This window comes from Bradyrhizobium sp. WSM1417 (assembly GCF_000515415.1).
Taxonomy (GTDB): Bacteria; Pseudomonadota; Alphaproteobacteria; order Rhizobiales; family Xanthobacteraceae; genus Bradyrhizobium.
In genome coordinates this window covers 443809-463330 of record NZ_KI911783.1, presented here as the reverse complement: position 1 = coordinate 463330, position 19522 = coordinate 443809, and the positions used below count along the sequence as shown (strand labels likewise).

The following is a 19522-nucleotide window of genomic DNA, read 5'->3' as shown; positions in this document are numbered from 1 at the left end:
CGAGGGAGCGCACTGTCCGCGCGGCGGGCTCGAGCCCCTACCCCGCGATCTCCAGCCCCGCGTTCGCGTACACCACGCCGCCATCCACCGCGATGGTGTTGCCGACCACGTAGTCACCCGCGCGCGAGGCGAGATAGATCGCCACGCCGGCCATGTCCTCGTCGGTTCCGATCCGCCGCGCCGGAATGCGCTTGGCGACCTCGTCCGAATGGTCGCGCGCAGCCCGGTTCATGTCGGACTTGAACGCGCCGGGCGCGATCGCGGTGACGTTGATGTTGTCCTTGATCAGTTTCGTCGCCATGCGCCGCGTCAAATGGATCACCGCGGCCTTGCTCGCGGCATAGGAGTAGGTCTCGCCGGGATTGACGAAGATGCCGTCAACCGAGGCGATGTTGATGACCTTGGCGGGCCGCTCATGCGAAGCCGCCGCGCGCAGCGGCTTGGCCAGCGCCTTGGTCAGGAAGAACAGCGACTTGACGTTGAGGTCCATCACCTTGTCCCAGCCGCTTTCGGGGAATTCATCGAACTCCGCGCCCCAGGCAGCCCCGGCATTGTTGACGAGGATATCGAGCTTCGGCTCCAGCTTGATGACTTCGCCAGCGAGCCTGTCGCAGCCGTCGACGGTCGAGATGTCGATCGGCAGCGCGATGCATTCGCCGTCATATTGCGCGGAGAGCTCGTTCGCGGTCGCTTCGCAAGGCCCGGCCTTGCGCGCGGTGATGTAGACCTTCGCGGCCCCTGCGCTGAGAAATCCCGCCGCAATCATCTTGCCGATGCCGCGCGAACCGCCGGTCACCAGCGCGACGCGGCCTTTGAGCGAGAACAGATCGTTGAACATGGTGCCTCCCTTGGTGTTTGGCGACCTTTTGAGCGGGGTAGGGAGGGGAGTCAAGAAAGGCGCCGCATCGTCGTCCGAGTTGCGCAGCGAAGACGGAGAGATTTAAGCCGCCGCGATCCTGCGGAAGCCGTTCCACATCGCGGTCGCGGCGCCCGAGGTCAGCACCGGCAGAATCCGCGTGTCCTGGTAATTGCCGTTGAGCGAGACGCGTGGCAGCGCGGTCATGTGGCCGGCGTTTTCGGCGAACAGCATGCCGGGCCGAGTCGTCACCGCGGTCTTGAAGCCGGCGGATGCAGCGAGCACGAATTCACGTTCGCCCGCCGCCTCGCGATCGCCATAGGGATAGGCAAGATGCTGGACGTTGCGACCCAGCGCCTGCTCGATCCGCGCGCGGCTCACGGCCATCTCCTGCGTGGCGATCTCTTCGCTTTGCTTGGCGAGATTGCAATGGCTGATGGAATGCGCGCCGATGGTGACCAGGGGATCGGCGGCAAATGTCTTCACCTCGTCCCAGGACAAGCAGAGGCTGCGGCACAGCGCGGCCATGTCGACGCCGTACTTCGTGCAGAGCGCCTCGATCTCGCGCTTGAGATCGTGCTCGCCGGGCAATGCGCGCAACCAGTCGTGCAGGCGGTCGAACGCCGCCTGCTTGGCGGCTGGCGTCGTCGCATCGAGCCGCAGCGCGGCATTGCCGATTGTCACCTCGATCTGCTCGGTCTTGGCGATCACGGCCTCCAGCGCCTCCCACCACAACCGACCCGTGCCCTCCGCGAAATCGCTGGCGACATAGACCGCCAGAGGCGCGTCAAATTCGCGCAGAACTGGCAGCGCGAAATCGAGATTGTCGCGATAGCCATCGTCGAGCGTGAAGGCGGCGAAGCGGCGGTCGAACCGGCGCCGCACCAGCCGATCATGCAGCTCGTCCATGCTGACGATGTCGATCTCGCGCGAGCGCAGATGGCGCAGGGTCGCGCGCAGGAATTCGGGGGTGACTTCGAGATGCCTGTTCGGCTGGAACGCCGCGGTGCGGGCCGGCCGCACGTGATGCAGCATGAAAATGGCGCCGACGCCCGACAAAAGCGGACGCAACAGGTGGTGAGCGCCGCTGAAATAGAGTGCTTCCAGTCCGGCGCGGATGACGTTGTTACGGAGTTGTTTCATGACCCGCTGGCGGACTTTGGCATTCCGTCTTCAACTTACGGAAGAACCCTTGAAGAAAAAGTTATTCCAATTGTCCACGCCCGGCCTTCGGAAGGGCGTCATTTCCGGTTTGACAGCCCGCCAAGGGTTTGTTTTGTCTCCGGTTCCAGAGTTCGGGTCGTCGAATGCAGAAGCTTTTCAGGTGGGCCAGCAAATGGTGGCCGGGGCTCATCCCCCTGGTCGTCATGTGGGGATTTGCGGCCTGGAATAACACTTTGCCGGTCGAGGCGGACCTTTCCGCCCGCAGCTCGGCGGCGCTAAAGGATACCGTTCTGGACAAGACCCGGATTGCGGTGGACGGCCGCGACGTCAGCCTGGCTGCTGACGCGTTTTCCGAGGAGGGTCGCCGCGACGCTGTTGTGGCGGTCGAGACCGTCCCCGGCGTGCGCCTGGTCGACGACCGGACCCGCCTCGTTCCCGAGGCAAAGCCCTTCGTCTGGAACGCCGAACGCGACGTGGTGCGGGTGACGTTGTCAGGCTCCGCGCCCCTGCCGTCGATGAAGGGCCGCCTGACTGAGGCGGCCCGCAAGGAGGTCGCCGGTACCGAGGTGGCCGATCAGATGGTTTTGGCGCGCGGGGCACCGCCGCGGTTCGAGGCGGCCGCGATGCTGCTGCTCGACCAGATCGGCAAGCTCAAGGACGGCAAGATCACGATCACGGACACCAAAGTCACTCTGTCGGGCATGGCGCGCGATATCGGCGGTCGCGAAGCGGTCGCCGCGGCGCTGAAAAACCTGCCCGAGGGCTTTTCGATCGCCGCCAACGACGTCAAGGCGCCGCCTTACGTCTTCCAGGCCTACAAGGATCCGGTGGCCGCGACGGTGACGCTGACCGGCTATGTTCCCGACAACAATGCCCACGCTGCCATCGCCACCAGCGCGTCGCGGAAATTCTTCAACGAAAAGGTCGTCGACAATCTCAAGGCCAGCGTCGGCGCGCCCGGCTCCTTCAGCCCCGCCGTGGTCGCAGCGCTCGGCGCGCTGTCGCGGCTGTCGACCGGCACGCTCGTCGTGTCCGACCGCGAGGTGAAGCTGTCGGGCGATGCGCTCTATGAGGGTGCCGCCAACGACATCCGCGCTAGCCTCGGCAAGGACTTTCCAAAAAACTGGCAATACAAGCCGGAAATCACGGTGAAACCCGCAGCCGGCCCGGTCGACGGCACCGTGTGCCAGCAATTGTTCTCCGAGCTTTTGGCCAAGGCCAAGATTCGCTTCGGGGCGAAGCGCGCCGACATCGATCCGGATTCCGCCGGTGTTCTCGATCATCTGATCGAGACGGCATTGCGATGTCCCACCACCAATATCGAGGTCGCCGGGCATACCGATGCCGACGGCGAGGATTCCTTCAACCAGGCACTCTCGGAGAAGCGCGCGCAGGCGGTGATCGACTATCTTGTCAAGGCCGGCCTGCCTGCCAGCCGCTTCACCGCGGTCGGCTACGGCAGCACGCAGCCGGTCGCCGGCAATGACAGCGAAGACGCCAAGGCGCAGAACCGCCGCATCGAATTTCTGGTGAGGTGACGATGCCCTATCTCGTCTCGTTCCATCTGGGCTGGCTGATCGGCTCGCTGCTGCTCGGCTTCTGCATGGGCTGGATCTCGGTGGTCCAACGCGGCAACGGCACCTCGAAGGCGACCGCGCGCTGGCTCGCCGTGCTTGTTGCCGGCCTGGTCGCGGCCTCGCTCGCGCATGTGGTCCCCGGTCGCTTCGGCTACTGGCTCGACCTCGGCCTGATCATGTTCGCCTGCTACCTCGTCGGCGGCGCCATCGGCGCCTGGCTGCGCGACCGGGTGGTCGCACGCAGCATGCCGCCGGCCTGAGCCGCTGGGCTCAGAGGCAAACGCGCCCGCTATCGCGCTCATCAATTGCTCTGCCATCAGATCGCGGGCATCGAGGCGGTGCGCCCGCAGCTTGCGGCCTGAGCAGAACGCTACCTCCGAACGACGTGCTCATCGCGGCCGCTGGCGGGCGGCCGCAATGACGTCTGTGATGTCGCAGTGCAACCGGACGATCGAGCGCGAGCCGTTGGCCACGTAATCGTGCGCGCCGCGGCGGCCGCGCGCGGCGCGACCCTCTTTCAACAGCGGAATCCCGCCCATAGATTGATTTCGACTTAAGCCGTGACGGAACATTGTACGGCCGAAATCATCAAAACTTCATGGCGTCTGCGCAGGATTGCCATGGAGATTCGCGTCAGGCTTGCCGCCGAAAGCGCCAAACCGTGCATCAGGAGCCCGCAACCTGCCTAAAACCTTGAAGCCACGACTTTTTGTTCGAATTGTCGAATTCCACTCCGCCCCAAAACGCGCTAGTGGAGGGGCAGGGGGCATGCGCGATGCTGGAGCCGCCGGCGAGGATTCGTCGGGTGCCTGCGTGTCGTCCGCCTGTTCGCCGGCCACCCTGGCCGCTGAAGCGTTGTTCGAGGTTTAGATGCTGGAAGCCATACGCAGGACGATGTCGTTTCTGCGCCAGAAGCAAATCCTGCATAAGCTTGGAGTTGTGATCAGCGTCGCGGTCATCGGCATCGCTTGCTATGTGCTCTACCACATGCTGCGCGGCATCGATGTCAACGAAGTCCTCGAAGCGATCAAGAGCACCGAGCCGAGCCAGATTGCGCTGGCGGCTTTGTTCGTCGCCGCGGGCTATTTCACGCTGACCTTCTACGACCTGTTCGCCGTGCGCGCGATAGGGCACCCCCACGTGCCCTATCGGATCAACGCGCTCGCTGCATTCACCAGCTATTCGATCGGCCACAATGTCGGCGCCAGCGTCTTCACCGGCGGCGCGGTGCGCTACCGCATCTATTCCGCCTACGGCTTGAACGCGATCGACGTCGCAAAGATCTGCTTCCTCGCCGGCCTGACCTTCTGGCTCGGCAATGCCGCGGTGCTGGGCCTCGGCATCTCCTATCATCCGGAGGCCGCGGCCTCGATCGACATGCTTCCGCCCTGGCTGAACCGGATGCTGGCGATGATGATCATCGTCGGGCTGGTCGCGTACGTGGTCTGGGTCTGGACCCGGCCGCGGATGGTCGGCCGCGGGCCCTGGACCGTGATGCTGCCGGGCGGTCCGCTGACGCTGCTTCAGATCGCGATCGGCATCATCGATCTCGGCTTCTGCGCGCTCGCGATGTACGTGCTGGTCCCGGACGAGCCCAATCTCGGCTTCGTGGTGGTCGCGGTGATCTTCGTCTCGGCCACGCTGCTCGGCTTTGCCAGCCATTCGCCCGGAGGGCTTGGCGTGTTCGACGCGGCCATGCTGGTCGGGCTCTGGCAGATGGACCGCGAGGAGCTGCTGGGCGGGATGCTGCTGTTCCGCGTCCTCTATTATCTCTCCCCTTTCGTCATTTCTGTAATCTTGCTGACGTTTCGCGAAGTTATCATCGGCGCACGGTCGAAACGCCTGCAGCAGGCCGCGCTCAAGCTCGACCCCGGCCCCGCACCTGAAGCCGCTTACGTGAGAAAGCGCAGCGACAGCGGCGCCTGACAGGCGCAAGGTCCTTTGGAGAAGCCCGCCCCGATGGCGATCGACGCCCCATCTTCTCCCTCCTCCCAGCCCTGGTCCGACCGGCTGCGGCACTCGACCGTCATCCTGATCGCCGCGGCGCTGGCGCTGTCGGTGGTGGTCTCGCTGGGCGAATTGTCGGCACTGCATGCGATTGCGGTGTTGCTCTGCATCGCGGCCGCAGCGCTGATCCCCTGGCGCCTGCACGATACCGCCGCCTCGCGCGAAGAGACCCGCCGCGTCAACCCGGTCGAGAGCGCGGCGGTGGCCGCTGTTGTCGCCGGCATGCCCGATCCCGCGGTGCTGCTCGACCGCGCCGGCCGCGTCATCCATCTCAACACCGCGGCCGCCCAGCTCGCGCCGGCGCTGCGCCGGAATGAGCTCGCCCAGTTCGCGCTGCGCTCGCCCGAGATCATCACGGCGCTGCGCGAGTCGATCGCGACCACCGAGCCGCGGCGCGCGACCTATCTCGACCATGTCCCGGTCGATCGCTGGATGGAGTTGACCATCACGCCGGTGCCGGTGCCGACGACCTTCGGCGGCGCCGACAAATGCATGCTGATGACCTTTCACGACCAGACGCCGCTGCGCCGGGTCGAGGAGATGCGGGCCGATTTCGTCGCCAATGCCAGCCACGAGCTGCGCACGCCACTGGCCGCGCTGTCCGGCTTCATCGACACGCTCCAGGGCCAGGCCAAGGACGATCCCAAGGCGCGCGAGCGCTTCCTCGGCATCATGCACAATCAGGCCACCCGGATGGCCCGCCTGATCGACGATCTCTTGTCGCTGTCGCGGGTGGAGCTGTCGGCCCATGTGCGGCCCGACACCCTGGTCGACCTGCTGCCGATCATCTTGCAGGTCGCCGATGGACTCGAGCCACTGGCGCGGGAACGCCAGGTCGAGGTCGAGACCCAGCTGCCGGAGAGCCCGGTGCTGATCGCGGGCGACCGCGAGGAGCTGCTCCGCCTGTTCGAGAATTTGATCGAGAACGCGCTCAAATACGGCGCCGCGGGCGGTCGCGTCATCGTGTCGCTGACGTCCAGTTCCGCCCCTGATGGAACTCAGGAAATCCGGGTCCTGGTCCGGGATTTCGGCCCCGGCATCGCGCCGGAACATTTGCCGCGGCTGACCGAGCGCTTCTACCGGGTCGATGTCGGCGACAGCCGCTCGCAGGGCGGCACGGGCCTCGGATTATCGCTGGTGAAACATATTCTTAACCGCCATCGCGGCCGGCTTTTGATCGAAAGTGTGCCCAAACAGGGCGCCACTTTCACCGCCTGTTTTCCCCAGGTCAGGCCTGCGGCTCTGAGCTAAATTCGAGCAATTTCAGTTGCTTAACACTGTCATCCGACTGTCACCAAACCTTCGTAAAAGCTCAGCTGTCCGCTCCTAAAGGGGCGGCACGGGGAGCGCGATCGGGCGCGGATGGCGCTTCGCTCCCCTGTATGGAGACCAGCATGAATTTCCTCAAAACACTCGTCGCTGCTGGCATGGTCGCCGCATCGACGACGGCGGCCTTTGCTGCCGACATCACCGGAGCCGGCGCGACGTTCCCGTTCCCGATCTATTCCAAATGGGCCGGCGCCTACAAGAAGGAGACCGGCAACGGTCTGAACTACCAGTCGATCGGCTCCGGCGGCGGCATCAAGCAGATCCAGGCCAAGACCGTGACCTTCGGCGCCAGCGACGCGCCGCTCAAGGCCGAGCAGCTCGAGAAGGACGGCCTCGTCCAGTGGCCGATGGTGATGGGTGCCATCGTTCCCGTCGTCAACATCGAGGGCGTGAAGCCCGGTGAAATGGTGTTCGACGGCGAGACGCTGGCCAGCATCTATCTCGGCAAGATCACCAAATGGGACGACGCGGCGATCAAGAAGCTCAACCCGAACGTGAAGCTGCCCTCGGAGGCCATCACCGTGGTCCGCCGTTCGGACGGCTCGGGCACCACCTTCAACTTCACCAACTACCTCGCCAAGGCCAGCGCGGACTGGAAGAGCAAGGTCGGTGAGGGTACCGCCGTCGAGTGGCCGGTCGGCGTCGGCGCCAAGGGCAACGAAGGCGTGTCGGGCAACATCGGCCAGACCAAGAACTCGATCGGCTATGTCGAGTACGCCTATGCCAAGCAGAACAAGCTGACCTACACCGGTCTCGTCAACAAGGCCGGCAAGTCGGTGCAGCCCACCGTCGAAGCCTTCCAGGCGGCCGCCTCCAACGCCGACTGGGCCAAGGCTCCCGGCTACTACGTCATCCTGACCGACCAGCCCGGCGAGAAGTCCTGGCCGATCACGGCGGCGACCTTCATCCTCATGCACAAGGACGCCACCGACAAGGCGGCTTCGCAGGAAGCCATCAAGTTCTTCCGCTGGGCCTTCAAGAGCGGCGGCAAGGCGGCTGAAGAGCTCGACTACATCCCGATGCCGGACCCGGTCGTTCAGCTGATCGAGAAGACCTGGGCTGCCGACATCAAGAGCTAGGCTCGCGACGCTCGTGCCCCGGATGCGCTGCGCCGCATCCGGGGCACGGACCAACAAAAAACGTATACTATTTGGTACAGGGGATCGGCGTGGCAGAGATGGCCGTTCAGAGCGATGTAATCGACGACGCCGGACCGTATGATCGCGCCAAGGCCTTGAGTGCGTTCAAGCTCGGCGACGTCACCTTCTACTGGATCACGCGGCTTTCCGCGATCTCGGTGCTTCTGATCCTCGGCGGCATCATCGTTTCGCTGATCGTCGGCGCCTTCCCGGCGATGAAGGAATACGGCGTCTCCTTCCTGTGGACGCAGCGCTGGGCGCCGTCCGCCGATCCGCCGGTGCTCGGCGCGCTCGGGCCGATGTACGGCACGCTCGTCACTTCCTTCATCGCGATGCTGATCGCCATTCCCGTGGGTCTCGGCATTGCGATCTTCCTCACCGAGCTCTGCCCGCAATGGCTGCGCCGCCCGATCGGCATGGCGATCGAACTGCTCGCCGGCATCCCCTCGATCATCTACGGCATGTGGGGCTTCTTCGTGTTGGGTCCGTTCCTCGCCAACACGTTCCAGCCCTTCATGATCAAGATCTTCGACGGCGTGCCCGTGCTGGGCGCGATCTTCGCAGGTCCCCCGTCCTATCTCAGCCTGTTCAATGCCGCGCTGATCCTCGCCATCATGGTGCTGCCCTTCATCACTTCGATCTCGGTCGACGTGTTCAAGACCGTGCCTCCGGTCCTGAAGGAAGCCGCCTACGGCGTCGGCTGCACCACCTGGGAAGTCGTCCGCAGCGTGGTGATCCCCTACACCCGCGTCGGCGTCATCGGCGGCGTCATGCTGGCGCTGGGCCGCGCGCTCGGCGAGACCATGGCGGTGACCTTCATCATCGGCAACTCGTTCCGGATCTCGTCGTCGATCTTCGCGCCGGGCACCACGATCTCGGCGGCGATCGCATCCGAGTTCGCCGAGAGCGACGGCCTGCACCAGTCCGGCCTAATCCTGCTCGGCCTCCTGCTGTTCGTGCTGACCTTCTTCGTGCTCGCCGCGGCGCGGCTGATGCTGATGCGGCTGGAAAAGAAGGCGGGGAACTAGCGCCATGAATCCGATCTATTCACGCCGCCGCCGCAAGGACATCGTCGTCCGCGGGCTCTGCATCGCCGCAACCGCCTTCGGCGTCACCTGGCTCGCGCTGATCCTGATCACGCTGCTCTACAACGGACTGGCGGGACTCAATGTCCAGCTGTTCACCGAGAATACGCCGCCACCGGGATCGAACGAGGGCGGTCTGCTCAACGCCATCGTCGGCTCGCTGATCATGACCGTGATCGGCGTCGGCATCGGCGCGCCGCTCGGCATGTTCGCCGGCACCTATCTCGCCGAATACGGCCGCAACGACCGGCTGACCTCGGTGATCCGCTTCATCAACGACATCCTGCTCTCGGCGCCGTCGATCATCATCGGCTTGTTTATCTACGGCGCGGTGGTGGTGCCGATGCGCGGCTTCTCGGCGATCGCAGGCTCGCTCGCGCTCGCGGTCATCGTGATCCCGGTGGTGCTGCGCACGACCGAGGACATGCTGCTGCTGGTGCCGAACGCGTTGCGCGAGGCGGCCTCGGCGCTCGGCCTGCCGCGTTCGCTGGTGATCAAGCGGATCGCTTATCGTGCTGCCCGATCGGGTCTCATCACCGGCGTGCTGCTCGCGACCGCCCGCGTCGCCGGTGAAACCGCGCCGCTGCTGTTCACCGCGCTGTCGAACCAGTTCTTCAGCCTCGGCCTGAACAAGACCATGGCGAACCTGCCTGTGACCATCAACAACTTCGTGCAGAGCCCCTATGCCTATTGGAAGCAGTTGGCCTGGAGCGGGGCGCTGCTCATCACCCTGACCGTTCTTGCCCTTAATATTTTCGCGCGCATCCTTGGCGCCGAGAGGACCGCAAAATGAGTGATCTTTCCGTATCGATGAGCGCGTCCGGTGGACTGCCGCACGCGGCGGTGCTGCCCGAGGCGCCCCCCAAGGTGACCGTGCGCAACCTGAACTTCTATTACGGCGAGCACCATGCGCTGAAGAACATCAACCTGACGCTCGGCGCGAACCGCGTCACGGCGTTCATCGGTCCGTCAGGCTGCGGCAAGTCGACCCTGCTGCGCGTCTTCAACCGGATGTACGACCTCTATCCCGGCCAGCGCGCCACCGGTCAGCTCATGCTCGACCAGACCAACATCCTCGACGGCAAGCTGGACCTCAATCTGCTGCGCGCCCGCGTCGGCATGGTGTTCCAGAAACCGACGCCGTTCCCGATGACGATCTACGAGAACATCGCGTTCGGCATCCGTCTCTATGAGAAGATTTCGAAGTCTGAAATGGACGGCCGCGTCGAGAAGGCGCTGCGCGGCGGCGCGCTGTGGAACGAGGTCAAGGACAAGCTCAACGCCTCCGGCCTGTCGCTCTCGGGCGGCCAGCAGCAGCGCCTCTGCATCGCCCGCACCGTCGCGGTGCGGCCCGAGGTGATCCTGTTCGACGAACCCTGTTCGGCGCTCGACCCGATCTCGACCGCCAAGGTCGAGGAGCTGATCCAGGAGCTGTCCGAGGATTACACGATCGCGATCGTCACCCACAACATGCAGCAGGCGGCGCGCGTCTCCGACAAGACCGCCTTCATGTATCTCGGCGAGTTGATCGAGTTCGACGACACCAGCAAGATCTTCACGTCGCCGTCCGACCGGCGCACGCAGGATTACATCACCGGTCGGTTCGGCTAGGAGACGCGAAATGGGTTCTGAACATACCGCAAAGGCCTTCGACACCGACCTCCAGGAACTCACGCGCCTGGTCGCCGAGATGGGTGGCATCGCCGAGCGCATGATCGTCGAGTCCGTCGACGCATTGATCCGCCGCGACGTCCCGCTCGGGCAGCGCGTCGTCGCCATCGACACCGAGCTCGACGCGCTGCAGAAGCGCATCGAGGAGCGTGCGGTGCTCACCATCGCCCGGCGCCAGCCGATGGCGGTCGATCTGCGCGAGATCGTCGGCGCCATGCGCGTCGCGACCGATCTCGAGCGCATCGGCGACCTCGCCAAGAACATGGGCAAGCGCGTCGCGGCGCTGGAGACGGATTTCCATCCGCTCAAGTTGTTCCGCGGCCTCGAGCACATGACCGACCTCGTGCAGCAGCAGGTCAAGTCGGTGCTGGACGCCTATGCCGCGCATGATCTGCCGGCGGCGATGGCGGTGTGGAAGGGCGACGAGGAGGTCGATGCCATCTGCACCTCGCTGTTCCGCGAGCTTCTCACCTACATGATGGAGGATCCGCGCAACATCTCGTTCTGTATTCACCTGATGTTCTGCGCCAAGAACATCGAGCGGATCGGCGACCATGCCACCAACATCGCCGAGACCGTGTTCTACATGATCGAGGGCCAGGCGATCACCGACAAGCGGCCGAAGGGCGACATGACGACCTTCGCCAACACGGTACCGAACACCTGAAGACTTTAAGGAGCGACGACCCGATGGGCGCACGCATTATGGTGGTTGAGGACGAGGAAGCCCTGACCGAGCTTCTCCGCTACAACCTCGAAGGCGACGGCTATGACGTCGAGACGGTGATGCGCGGCGACGACGCCGACACCCGCCTCAAGGAGCACATCCCCGATCTGATCGTGCTCGACTGGATGCTGCCGGGCCTGTCGGGCATCGAATTGTGCCGGCGGCTTCGCACCCGTCCCGAGACCAAGCAGCTCCCGATCATCATGCTCACCGCGCGCGGCGAGGAGAGCGAGCGGGTGCGTGGTCTTGCGACCGGCGCCGACGATTACATCGTCAAGCCGTTCTCGGTGCCGGAGCTGCTCGCGCGCGTGAAGGGCCTGCTGCGGCGCGCGAGCCCGGAGCGCCTCGCCACCGTCCTTGCTTTTGGCGACATCGAGCTCGACCGTGACAAGCGCCGCGTGGCGCGCTCGGGCCGGCCGATCGATCTCGGTCCGACCGAATATCGCCTGCTGGAGTTCTTCCTGGAGCATCCGGGCCGGGTGTTTTCGCGCGAGCAGCTGCTCGACAGCGTCTGGGGCCGCGACATCTATATCGACGAGCGTACCGTCGACGTGCATATCGGCCGCCTGCGCAAGCTGCTCAATCTCGGCCGCGAGCAGGATCCGATCCGCACCGTCCGCGGCGCCGGCTACGCGCTGGATGATCGGTTTGCCAAGGCGGAGCAGGTGTAGGGTTGCAGGCTTGTTTGTTGGCGAGCTGTCCCCGAATTCTTCGACGTCGTCCCGGACAAGCGAGCGCTGATCCGGGACCCATAACCACCGAACGTGGTTTGGCGAAGACTCGGAGTGACCCTTTCGCACGACTACTGCGTGCTCGGAGTATGGGTCCTGGCTTTCGCCAGGACGACACTGAAATTGTTGAACTGTCTTCGCGCGACGACTTGCCGTGATTACCGCGGACCCGGCTTCACCGGTGCGCGGCGCCGATCCGACGCCGGCTGGTACGCGACGCGCGAGTGCTGGGCGCAATAGGGCAGGCCGGACAACGCCCGTCCACCGCAGAAGAAGAAGTCAGGGCTCGAGGGGTCGCCGACCGGCCAGTGACAGGTCGCCTCGTTCAATTCCAGCAGCGACAGCCGCTGGCTCATCGGCACCACGTTGTCGTAGGTGACCGGATCCGGCTCAGCCTCGACCTCGAAGGCCTGCGCCAGCGCGGTGTTGCCGCGCGAGATCGGGCGGCTCACCCGCATCATGTGCTGCGCGGGGCGCGCCTTGCGCGGCCGCGGCGCTGCCGATGATGGGCTCTTGGCGCGGCCCGAAAGGCCGAGCCTGTGCACTTTGCCGATCACGGCATTGCGGGTCACATTGCCGAGCTCCGCCGCGATCTGGCTGGCCGAAAGTCCGGCCTCCCAGAGCTTTTTCAGCTGCTCGACGCGATCATCGGACCAGGTCAAAACCGTCATTGCACCCTTTCCCTCGCTGCGCGCCAGCCATCCTGGGGCCTCGCAGCGAATGCCTAAGCCTTCAAAAACCCGTGCCGCCAGAATCCCTTAAGGCTCGCCGGGCGCGTCTTGAACGCCCGAACGTTTACGCCGGTACATAAGGACTTAAAGATCAGAACCACTGCACGAGATGTCGTATCTGACAATCCAAACGCTACAATATGGCGTGACTCCCGCGCAAGAGTCCGCCGACTCGCTTCCACATGTTCCGTGGCTAAATCTCGCAAAATCGGCACCGCAAGACTACGGATTCAGCGTTTCGCGAGGCTTTCCGGGCGGCATTGACACCCGTTTCACCAGGCCTAAGATAGTCGCACGTGCCGCCCTCAAGAGGCGGCACGTTTCGTTTTCCGGGCCGGTCGATGGTGCGTTGCGCAATGCACGCTCACACCGTCCGCAACATTCAAGTGACTCTCATGACTAACAGCGCAGCGCCGCATTTGCTCCCCGTTTTCGCCAGGTCCGACCTCGGTTTCGAGCGTGGCGAAGGCTGCTGGCTGATCGCGACCAATGGCGAGCGCTATCTCGATTTCACCTCCGGGGTGGCGGTGAATGCGCTCGGCCATGCCCATCCGGCGCTGGTCGCGGCGTTGCAGGAGCAGGCCACGAAGCTCTGGCACATGTCGAACCTATTCCAGAGCCCGGACGGCGAAAAGCTCGCCGCGCGTCTGTGCAATGAAAGTTTTGCGGATTTCGTGTTCTTCTGCAATTCCGGCGCCGAAGCGCTGGAATGCGTGATCAAGCTGGTCCGCCATTATCACTTCTCCAACGGGCATCCGGAGCGCTATCGCATCATCACCTTCGAAGGCGCCTTCCACGGCCGCACGCTGGCGACGCTGGCCGCGACGGGTTCGGCAAAATATCTCGAAGGTTTCGGCCCCCCGATGGAGGGCTTCGACCAAGTTGCGCATGGCGATATCGACGCGGTGAAAAAGGCGATCGGTCCGCAGACCGCCGGCATCCTGATCGAGCCGATCCAGGGCGAGGGCGGTGTGCGTTCGGCAACGCCCGCCTTCCTGAGGGCGTTGCGCCAGCTCTGCGACGAGAAGGGTCTGTTGCTCGCCTTCGACGAGGTGCAGACCGGCATGGGCCGCACCGGCGATCTGTTCGCGTACCGCCGCCTTGGCGTCGAACCCGACGTGATGTCGCTGGCCAAGGCGCTCGGCGGCGGCTTCCCGATCGGCGCCTGCCTCGCGACCGCGGAAGCAGCGTCCGGCATGACGCCGGGCTCGCACGGCTCGACCTTCGGCGGCAATCCGCTCGCGATCTCGGCTGCGAACGCCGTGCTCGACGTCATGCTCAAGCCCGGCTTCTTCGACCACGTGCAGAGGATGTCGCTGCTGCTGAAGCAGAAGCTCGCTTCCGTGATCGACCGCCACTCTGACGTCGTCAGCGAAGTGCGCGGCGAGGGCCTTCTGATCGGCATCAAGGCCGTGGTGCCTTCGGGCGATCTCGTTGCAGCATTGCGCGCCGAAAGGCTGCTCACCGTCGGTGCCGGCGACAATGTCGTGCGTTTCCTGCCGCCTTTGATCGTCACCGAAGCCGAGATCGAGGACAGCGTCGGGCGGCTCGAGCGCGCCTGCACCGCGTTATCCGGCAACAAGCGGGCGGCAAGCTGATGAGCAAGTCGTCCGATAAAACACCCAACAAAACACCGAAGCACTTCCTCGATATCAACGAGCTGCCGCTGTCGGAGCTCAAGCGCATGCTCGCCGCGTCCACCGCGATGAAGGCGAAGCAGAAGGCGCATCAGCCGGTCAGGCCGCTCGAAGGCAAGACGCTGGCGATGATCTTCGAGCGCCCCTCGACGCGGACGCGGGTGTCTTTCGACGTCGCCATGCGCCAGCTCGGCGGCGAGCCCATCATGCTCACCGGCGCCGAGATGCAGCTCGGCCGCGGCGAGACCATCGCCGACACCGCGCGCGTGCTGTCGCGCTATGTCGACGCCATCATGATCCGCATCCTCAATCACGACGCCCTGCTGGAGCTTGCGGCGAACGCCACCGTACCCGTCATCAACGGCCTGACGCGGCGCTCGCATCCCTGCCAGGTGATGGCCGACCTCATGACCTACGAGGAACATCGCGGCCCGATCGAGGGCAAGACCGTGGCCTGGACCGGCGACGACAACAACGTGCTGGCGTCGTGGGCGCACGCCGCCGAGCGCTTCAAGTTCCAGCTCAATGTCGCGACGCCTCCGGAGCTCGCGCCGAAAAAGGCGATGCGCGACTTCATCAAGGCGACCGGCGCGCCGATCATGCTCGGCACGGATGCCGAAGCCGCCGTGCGCGGCGCCGATTGTGTTGTGACCGACACTTGGGTGTCGATGGGCGACAAGGAAGGCGAGCATCGCCATAACGTGCTCAAGCCTTATCAGGTCAATGCCCAACTGATGTCGCTGGCCAAGCCCGATGCGCTGTTCATGCACTGCCTGCCCGCCCATCGCGGCGAGGAGGTCACCGACGAGGTGATCGACGGTCCGCAATCCGTCGTATTCGACGAGGCCGAAAACCGCCTGCACGCGCAGAAGGGCATTCTGGCCTGGTGCTTCGACGCGGTGAAGTAACCGGGCCGGTGAAGTAGTTTTGGATCGTCGTCCTGGCGAAAGCCAGGACCCATTACCACCGGCCGTGGTTTGGCGAAGATCGGAAATTGTCATCGCATGCCGCGACTTCTCCCTGGGGTAATGGGTCCTGGCTTTCGCCAGGACGGCACTGAATTTGCCGTATCGTGATCAAACCAGTGTCCAGATGGGCTGCCCTCACCCCCCTTCCAATTCCGCCTTCCGACCCCAGATAAAGCGCCATGGTTTCCCAATCCCCTGACATGAAAACCGGGCCCGAGGGCCCGGTTCGCGCGCCATCCGCGGTTCCGATCGATGACGCCGTGCTGCCCTACGAGGTCGACGCGCTCGATGTGCGCGGTCGGCTGGTGCGGCTTGGTCCGGCGCTCGACGAGATCCTGACCAAGCACGATTATCCGGCGCCGGTCGGCAAGCTGCTCGGCGAGGCCATCGTGCTGACCACGCTGCTCGGCTCGGCGCTGAAGTTCGAGGGCCGCTTCATCCTCCAGGCCCAGACCGACGGTCCGGTGTCGTTCCTGGTCGTGGACTACCAGGCGCCCGATCGTCTGCGCGCCTATGCGCGCTACGACGCCGCGCGCCTCGGCGATGCAAAAGATTCCGGCGCGCTGCTGGGGCACGGTCATCTCGCCATGACCATCGACCAGGGCCCCGACATGAGCCGCTACCAGGGCCTGGTCGCGCTCGACGGTGGCAGCCTGGAAGACGCCGCTCACGAATATTTCCTGCGCTCCGAGCAGATCCCGACCCGCGTGCGCCTTGCCGTGGGCGAGGAGTGGCGCTCGAACGACGGCGGCAAGCATCGCTGGCGCGCCGGCGGCATGCTGATGCAGTTCCTGCCGAAGGCGCCCGAGCGCGCGCGGCAGGCCGATCTGCATCCCGGCGATGCGCCCGAAGGCGTAGAAGTGCATGCCGTTGCTGAAGACGATGCCTGGGTCGAGGCGCGCTCGCTGATCGAGACCGTCGAAGACGTCGAGCTGATCGATCCCGAGCTCTCCGGCGAGCGGCTGCTCTACCGTCTCTTCCACGAACGCGGCGTGCGCGTGTTCAATCCGCTGCCCTTGAAGGCGCAATGCTCCTGCTCGCGCGATGCGGTGGCATCGATGCTGAAGAGCTTTTCGTCCGACGACCGTGCCGCGATGGTCAAGGACGACAAGGTCGTCGTGACCTGCGAGTTCTGCAGCTCTGTGTACGAGTTCACACCGGATGAGGCGGGCGTCGAGGACGCGTAGCGCGGTGCCGTAGTGCCGTAAGGGCGGGTAAAGCGAAGCGTGCCCACCATCTCAGACCTTAATTCAACACCCTCTTGTTGTCCGGGCTGTCCAGCGAGAACGTGGGCACGTCGATCTCGAAGCGTTCGCCGGTTGCGCTGACCATCTGGTAGCGGCCGGTCATAAAGCCGGAGGCGGTCGTGAGCGGTACGCCGGAGGTGTATTCGAAGCGTTCGCCAGGCGCGAGCGTCGGCTGCTCGCCGACGACGCCCTCGCCCTTCACCTCCTGCTGCCGGCCGGTGGCGTCGGTGATGATCCAGTGCCGCGTCTTGAGCTGCACGGTCTCGTCGCCGGAATTGGTGATGACGATGGTGTAGGCCCAGAAATAACGGGAGCGGTCGGCCGACGACTGCTCCGGAACAAAGTTCGGCTCGACGGTCACTTCGATCTGGCGGGTCACGGCGCGGTACATGATTGCCATCATACCGAAATCCGCCCGGGAACCAAATGCCGGAGCCGGTCCTGCCGACATCGTCCCGCCAGAATTCGCAGGGAAGGACACGTCCAAGTGTATTTGCAAGTGTATTTGCATGTGATCCGGTCGCTTTGCGAGATGACGGCCGGACCGATACACTCCTTGCCACCTCGCGATTTGCGGAAGGGTTTTTAGGCCCCCGATGACCATTGCCGACCAAGTGACGGGATCGACGATCGCGGGAACCGCCAAACCTGTGGAGGTCAAATCCGCGGGGACGAAGCGGCGCGCGGCCGCGCCGGCCATTTCGCTGCCCGCCATCGGCGAGCGCGAGCTCCGGCTCGACCTGTTCCGCGGCCTCGCGCTGTGGCTGATCTTCATCGACCATTTGCCGCCGAGCCTTCTGACCTGGTTCACGATCCGCAATTACGGCTTCAGCGACGCCACCGAGATCTTCATCTTCATCTCCGGCTATACCGCCGCCTTTGTCTACGGTCGGGCGATGCTGGAGTCCGGCATCGTCGTCGCCTCCGCGCGCATCCTGCGGCGCGTCTGGCAGATCTATGTCGCCCACGTCTTCCTGTTCACGATCTTCCTTGCTGAAATCTCCTACGTCGCGACCAGGTTCGAGAACCCGCTCTACACCGAAGAGATGGGCATCATGGATTTCCTCAAGCAGCCCGACGTCACGATCGTGCAGGCGCTGTTGCTGCGCTTCCGCCCCGTCAACATGGACGTGCTGCCGCTCTACATCGTGCTGATGCTGGCGCTGCCCTTGATCCTGTGGCTGATGAAGTGGCGCCCCGACGTGACGCTCGGCCTCTCGGTTGCGCTCTACGCGGTGACCTGGGAATACGACCTCTATCTGTCGGCCTATCCGAACGGCTTCTGGGCCTTCAATCCCTTCGCCTGGCAATTGCTGTTCGTGTTCGGGGCATGGTGCGCGCTCGGGGGGGCGCGACGCATGTCGCACATTCTGGCTTCGCGGGTGACGATGTGGATCGCGATCGCCTATCTGGTCGCGGCATTCTACGTGACGCTGACCTGGTATGTGCCGCAGCTCTCCCACTTCATGCCGAAGCGGCTCGAGCAGTGGATGTATCCGATCGACAAGGCCGACCTCGACGTGCTGCGCTTCACGCATTTCCTGGCGCTGGCTGCGCTCACCGTGCGGGTCCTGCCCCGGGACTGGCCGGGCCTGAAATCGCCCTGGCTGCGGCCGCTGATCCTGTGCGGCTCGCATTCCCTGGAGATATTCTGCCTCGGCGTCTTTCTCGCCTTTGCCGGCCATTTCATCCTGGCCGAAGTCTCGGGCGGCCCGGTGATGCATGCGCTAATTAGTCTCTCCGGAATCCTGATCATGTGGGCCATGGCCTGGCTGATTTCGTGGTACAAGCGGGTGGCTGACAAGAGCGGTTCGAAAACCAAAAGCGCCGTCGGCAGCGCCGATATGGCGGGAGGGGGCTGATGAAGGCGAAGGTTTTCCTGAGCCTGATCCTGCTGTGCGGTGGTCTCGCCGCGCCTCCGGCGCGCGCGGACGATGCTGCGCCGGCTGCTTCAGCCGCGCCCGCAGCCTGTGAAGTGCCCTCCTATCTGCTCACCACCGAAAGCCAGCTTCCCAAGGTCGCCGATGCCATCAAGGCCGGCAAGCCGCTCGAAATCCTGGTCATCGGCAGCCGCTCGACCACGATTCCGGCTTCCGAGGACGCTTCTTATCCGGCGCGGATGCAGGCCATCCTGAAGGACAAGCTGCCGCCGACCGAGACTGTGCACGTCTCCGTAGAAATACAGAGCAAGAAAACGGCCGAGGAGGCGGCCGCCAGCTTCGTTAAGCTGATGGAAGCAAAAGCGCCTACTTTGGTCATCTGGCAGACCGGGACCGTGGATGCTATTCGAGCCATTGATCCCGACGATTTTCGTGGCGCGGTGACCGAAGGGGTTGTTGCGTTGCAAAAGGCAGGGGCTGACGTCGTCTTGATGAATCTGCAGTACAGTCCGCGTACCGAAACCATGATCTCGGTGCCGCCATACCTCGACAATATGCGGGTGGTGGCGCAGGAGCACGATATTCCGCTGTTCGATCGTTTCGCGATCATGCGGCAGTGGAATGACCAGGGGCAGTTCGACCTGTTCAGCCCGTCGCGCGGGCCTGAGCTGGCGAAACAGGTCCATGATTGCCTTGGCCGGGCGTTGGCACAGTTCGTGATCGACGCTGCCCATCTGGAGCCGGCCCAGCAGCAAAATTGAGGTCTAGCGTTA

Annotated in this window: 20 protein-coding genes; 15 read left to right on the top strand and 5 right to left on the bottom strand. The window is 64.4% G+C overall.

Going from position 1 to position 19522, the window contains the following annotated elements; genetic code table 11:
- Window positions 1-37: 37 nt before the first annotated feature.
- A complete protein-coding gene (locus tag BRA1417_RS0102360; protein WP_027514434.1) occupies window positions 38-838 on the bottom strand; it encodes an SDR family oxidoreductase in 801 nt (266 codons plus the stop codon).
- Window positions 839-940: 102 nt separating this feature from the next.
- Window positions 941-1999, bottom strand: a complete 1059-nt coding sequence (locus BRA1417_RS0102355; protein WP_027514433.1) for a polysaccharide deacetylase family protein — start codon at window positions 1997-1999, stop codon at window positions 941-943.
- A 164-nt stretch (window positions 2000-2163) separates the two neighbouring features.
- Here BRA1417_RS0102355 and BRA1417_RS0102350 point away from each other — a divergent pair, with 164 nt between their 5' ends.
- Together BRA1417_RS0102350 and BRA1417_RS0102345 are read left to right on the top strand one after the other, a co-directional pair.
- Entirely contained in the window at window positions 2164-3558 is a 1395-nt protein-coding gene (locus tag BRA1417_RS0102350) for an OmpA family protein (RefSeq protein ID WP_027514432.1), read from the top strand.
- Between the two features lie 2 nt (window positions 3559-3560).
- The gene (locus BRA1417_RS0102345; RefSeq protein ID WP_027514431.1) at window positions 3561-3857 is read left to right on the top strand and encodes a membrane protein; all 297 of its coding nucleotides are present in this window, start codon (window positions 3561-3563) and stop codon (window positions 3855-3857) included.
- Between the two features lie 129 nt (window positions 3858-3986).
- On the opposite strand, the gene BRA1417_RS45925 is transcribed toward BRA1417_RS0102345, so the two are convergent.
- Window positions 3987-4118: a hypothetical protein gene (locus BRA1417_RS45925; RefSeq protein ID WP_256379135.1), complete on the bottom strand. Its 132-nt coding sequence runs from the start codon at window positions 4116-4118 to the stop codon at window positions 3987-3989.
- 349 nt (window positions 4119-4467) lie between these two features.
- On the opposite strand from BRA1417_RS45925, the gene BRA1417_RS0102335 reads away from it, so the two are divergent.
- The 8 genes from BRA1417_RS0102335 to phoB all read left to right on the top strand — a co-directional run bounded on the left by BRA1417_RS0102335 (window position 4468) and on the right by phoB (window position 12226).
- A complete protein-coding gene (locus tag BRA1417_RS0102335; RefSeq protein WP_027514430.1) occupies window positions 4468-5523 on the top strand; it encodes a lysylphosphatidylglycerol synthase domain-containing protein in 1056 nt (351 codons plus the stop codon).
- A 33-nt stretch (window positions 5524-5556) separates the two neighbouring features.
- Window positions 5557-6855, top strand: a complete 1299-nt coding sequence (locus BRA1417_RS0102330; protein WP_027514429.1) for an ATP-binding protein — start codon at window positions 5557-5559, stop codon at window positions 6853-6855.
- Window positions 6856-6998: 143 nt separating this feature from the next.
- Window positions 6999-8012, top strand: coding sequence for a phosphate ABC transporter substrate-binding protein PstS (gene pstS / locus BRA1417_RS0102325; protein ID WP_027514428.1), 1014 nt, complete (start codon window positions 6999-7001; stop codon window positions 8010-8012).
- 98 nt (window positions 8013-8110) lie between these two features.
- On the top strand, window positions 8111-9100 hold the full coding sequence (gene pstC / locus BRA1417_RS0102320; RefSeq protein ID WP_027514427.1) for a phosphate ABC transporter permease subunit PstC: 990 nt from the start codon (window positions 8111-8113) through the stop codon (window positions 9098-9100).
- Window positions 9101-9104: 4 nt separating this feature from the next.
- The gene (pstA, locus tag BRA1417_RS0102315; RefSeq protein ID WP_018456065.1) at window positions 9105-9950 is read left to right on the top strand and encodes a phosphate ABC transporter permease PstA; all 846 of its coding nucleotides are present in this window, start codon (window positions 9105-9107) and stop codon (window positions 9948-9950) included.
- Window positions 9947-10768, top strand: coding sequence for a phosphate ABC transporter ATP-binding protein PstB (gene pstB, locus BRA1417_RS0102310; RefSeq protein ID WP_027514426.1), 822 nt, complete (start codon window positions 9947-9949; stop codon window positions 10766-10768). Before pstA ends, pstB begins: the two co-directional genes overlap by 4 nt.
- 10 nt (window positions 10769-10778) lie before the next feature.
- Window positions 10779-11495 (top strand): phosphate signaling complex protein PhoU, encoded by a 717-nt coding sequence (gene phoU, locus BRA1417_RS0102305; RefSeq protein ID WP_018456067.1) that lies wholly within the window; start codon window positions 10779-10781, stop codon window positions 11493-11495.
- Between the two features lie 23 nt (window positions 11496-11518).
- Window positions 11519-12226, top strand: a complete 708-nt coding sequence (gene phoB / locus BRA1417_RS0102300) for a phosphate regulon transcriptional regulator PhoB (protein WP_007597871.1) — start codon at window positions 11519-11521, stop codon at window positions 12224-12226.
- 218 nt (window positions 12227-12444) lie between these two features.
- Here phoB and BRA1417_RS0102295 read toward each other — a convergent pair whose 3' ends face one another.
- A complete protein-coding gene (locus BRA1417_RS0102295; RefSeq protein ID WP_007597869.1) occupies window positions 12445-12957 on the bottom strand; it encodes a GcrA family cell cycle regulator in 513 nt (170 codons plus the stop codon).
- Between the two features lie 455 nt (window positions 12958-13412).
- Here BRA1417_RS0102295 and BRA1417_RS0102290 point away from each other — a divergent pair, with 455 nt between their 5' ends.
- From BRA1417_RS0102290 to BRA1417_RS0102280, 3 genes are all read left to right on the top strand, one after another.
- On the top strand, window positions 13413-14615 hold the full coding sequence (locus BRA1417_RS0102290; protein WP_027514425.1) for an aspartate aminotransferase family protein: 1203 nt from the start codon (window positions 13413-13415) through the stop codon (window positions 14613-14615).
- The gene (gene argF, locus BRA1417_RS0102285; RefSeq protein WP_027514424.1) at window positions 14615-15562 is read left to right on the top strand and encodes an ornithine carbamoyltransferase; all 948 of its coding nucleotides are present in this window, start codon (window positions 14615-14617) and stop codon (window positions 15560-15562) included. The genes BRA1417_RS0102290 and argF overlap by 1 nt, the downstream gene beginning before the upstream one ends.
- 239 nt (window positions 15563-15801) lie before the next feature.
- A complete protein-coding gene (locus tag BRA1417_RS0102280) occupies window positions 15802-16809 on the top strand; it encodes an Hsp33 family molecular chaperone (protein ID WP_027514423.1) in 1008 nt (335 codons plus the stop codon).
- Between the two features lie 58 nt (window positions 16810-16867).
- On the opposite strand, the gene apaG is transcribed toward BRA1417_RS0102280, so the two are convergent.
- Complete coding sequence (apaG, locus tag BRA1417_RS0102275) at window positions 16868-17260, bottom strand: Co2+/Mg2+ efflux protein ApaG (protein WP_027514422.1); 393 nt, start codon at window positions 17258-17260, stop codon at window positions 16868-16870.
- Between the two features lie 205 nt (window positions 17261-17465).
- On the opposite strand from apaG, the gene BRA1417_RS0102270 reads away from it, so the two are divergent.
- Both BRA1417_RS0102270 and BRA1417_RS0102265 read left to right on the top strand, forming a co-directional pair.
- Window positions 17466-18731, top strand: a complete 1266-nt coding sequence (locus BRA1417_RS0102270) for an OpgC domain-containing protein (protein ID WP_027514421.1) — start codon at window positions 17466-17468, stop codon at window positions 18729-18731.
- Complete coding sequence (locus tag BRA1417_RS0102265; protein WP_027514420.1) at window positions 18731-19510, top strand: lipolytic enzyme; 780 nt, start codon at window positions 18731-18733, stop codon at window positions 19508-19510. Before BRA1417_RS0102270 ends, BRA1417_RS0102265 begins: the two co-directional genes overlap by 1 nt.
- The last annotated feature ends 12 nt before the right edge of the window (window positions 19511-19522 follow it).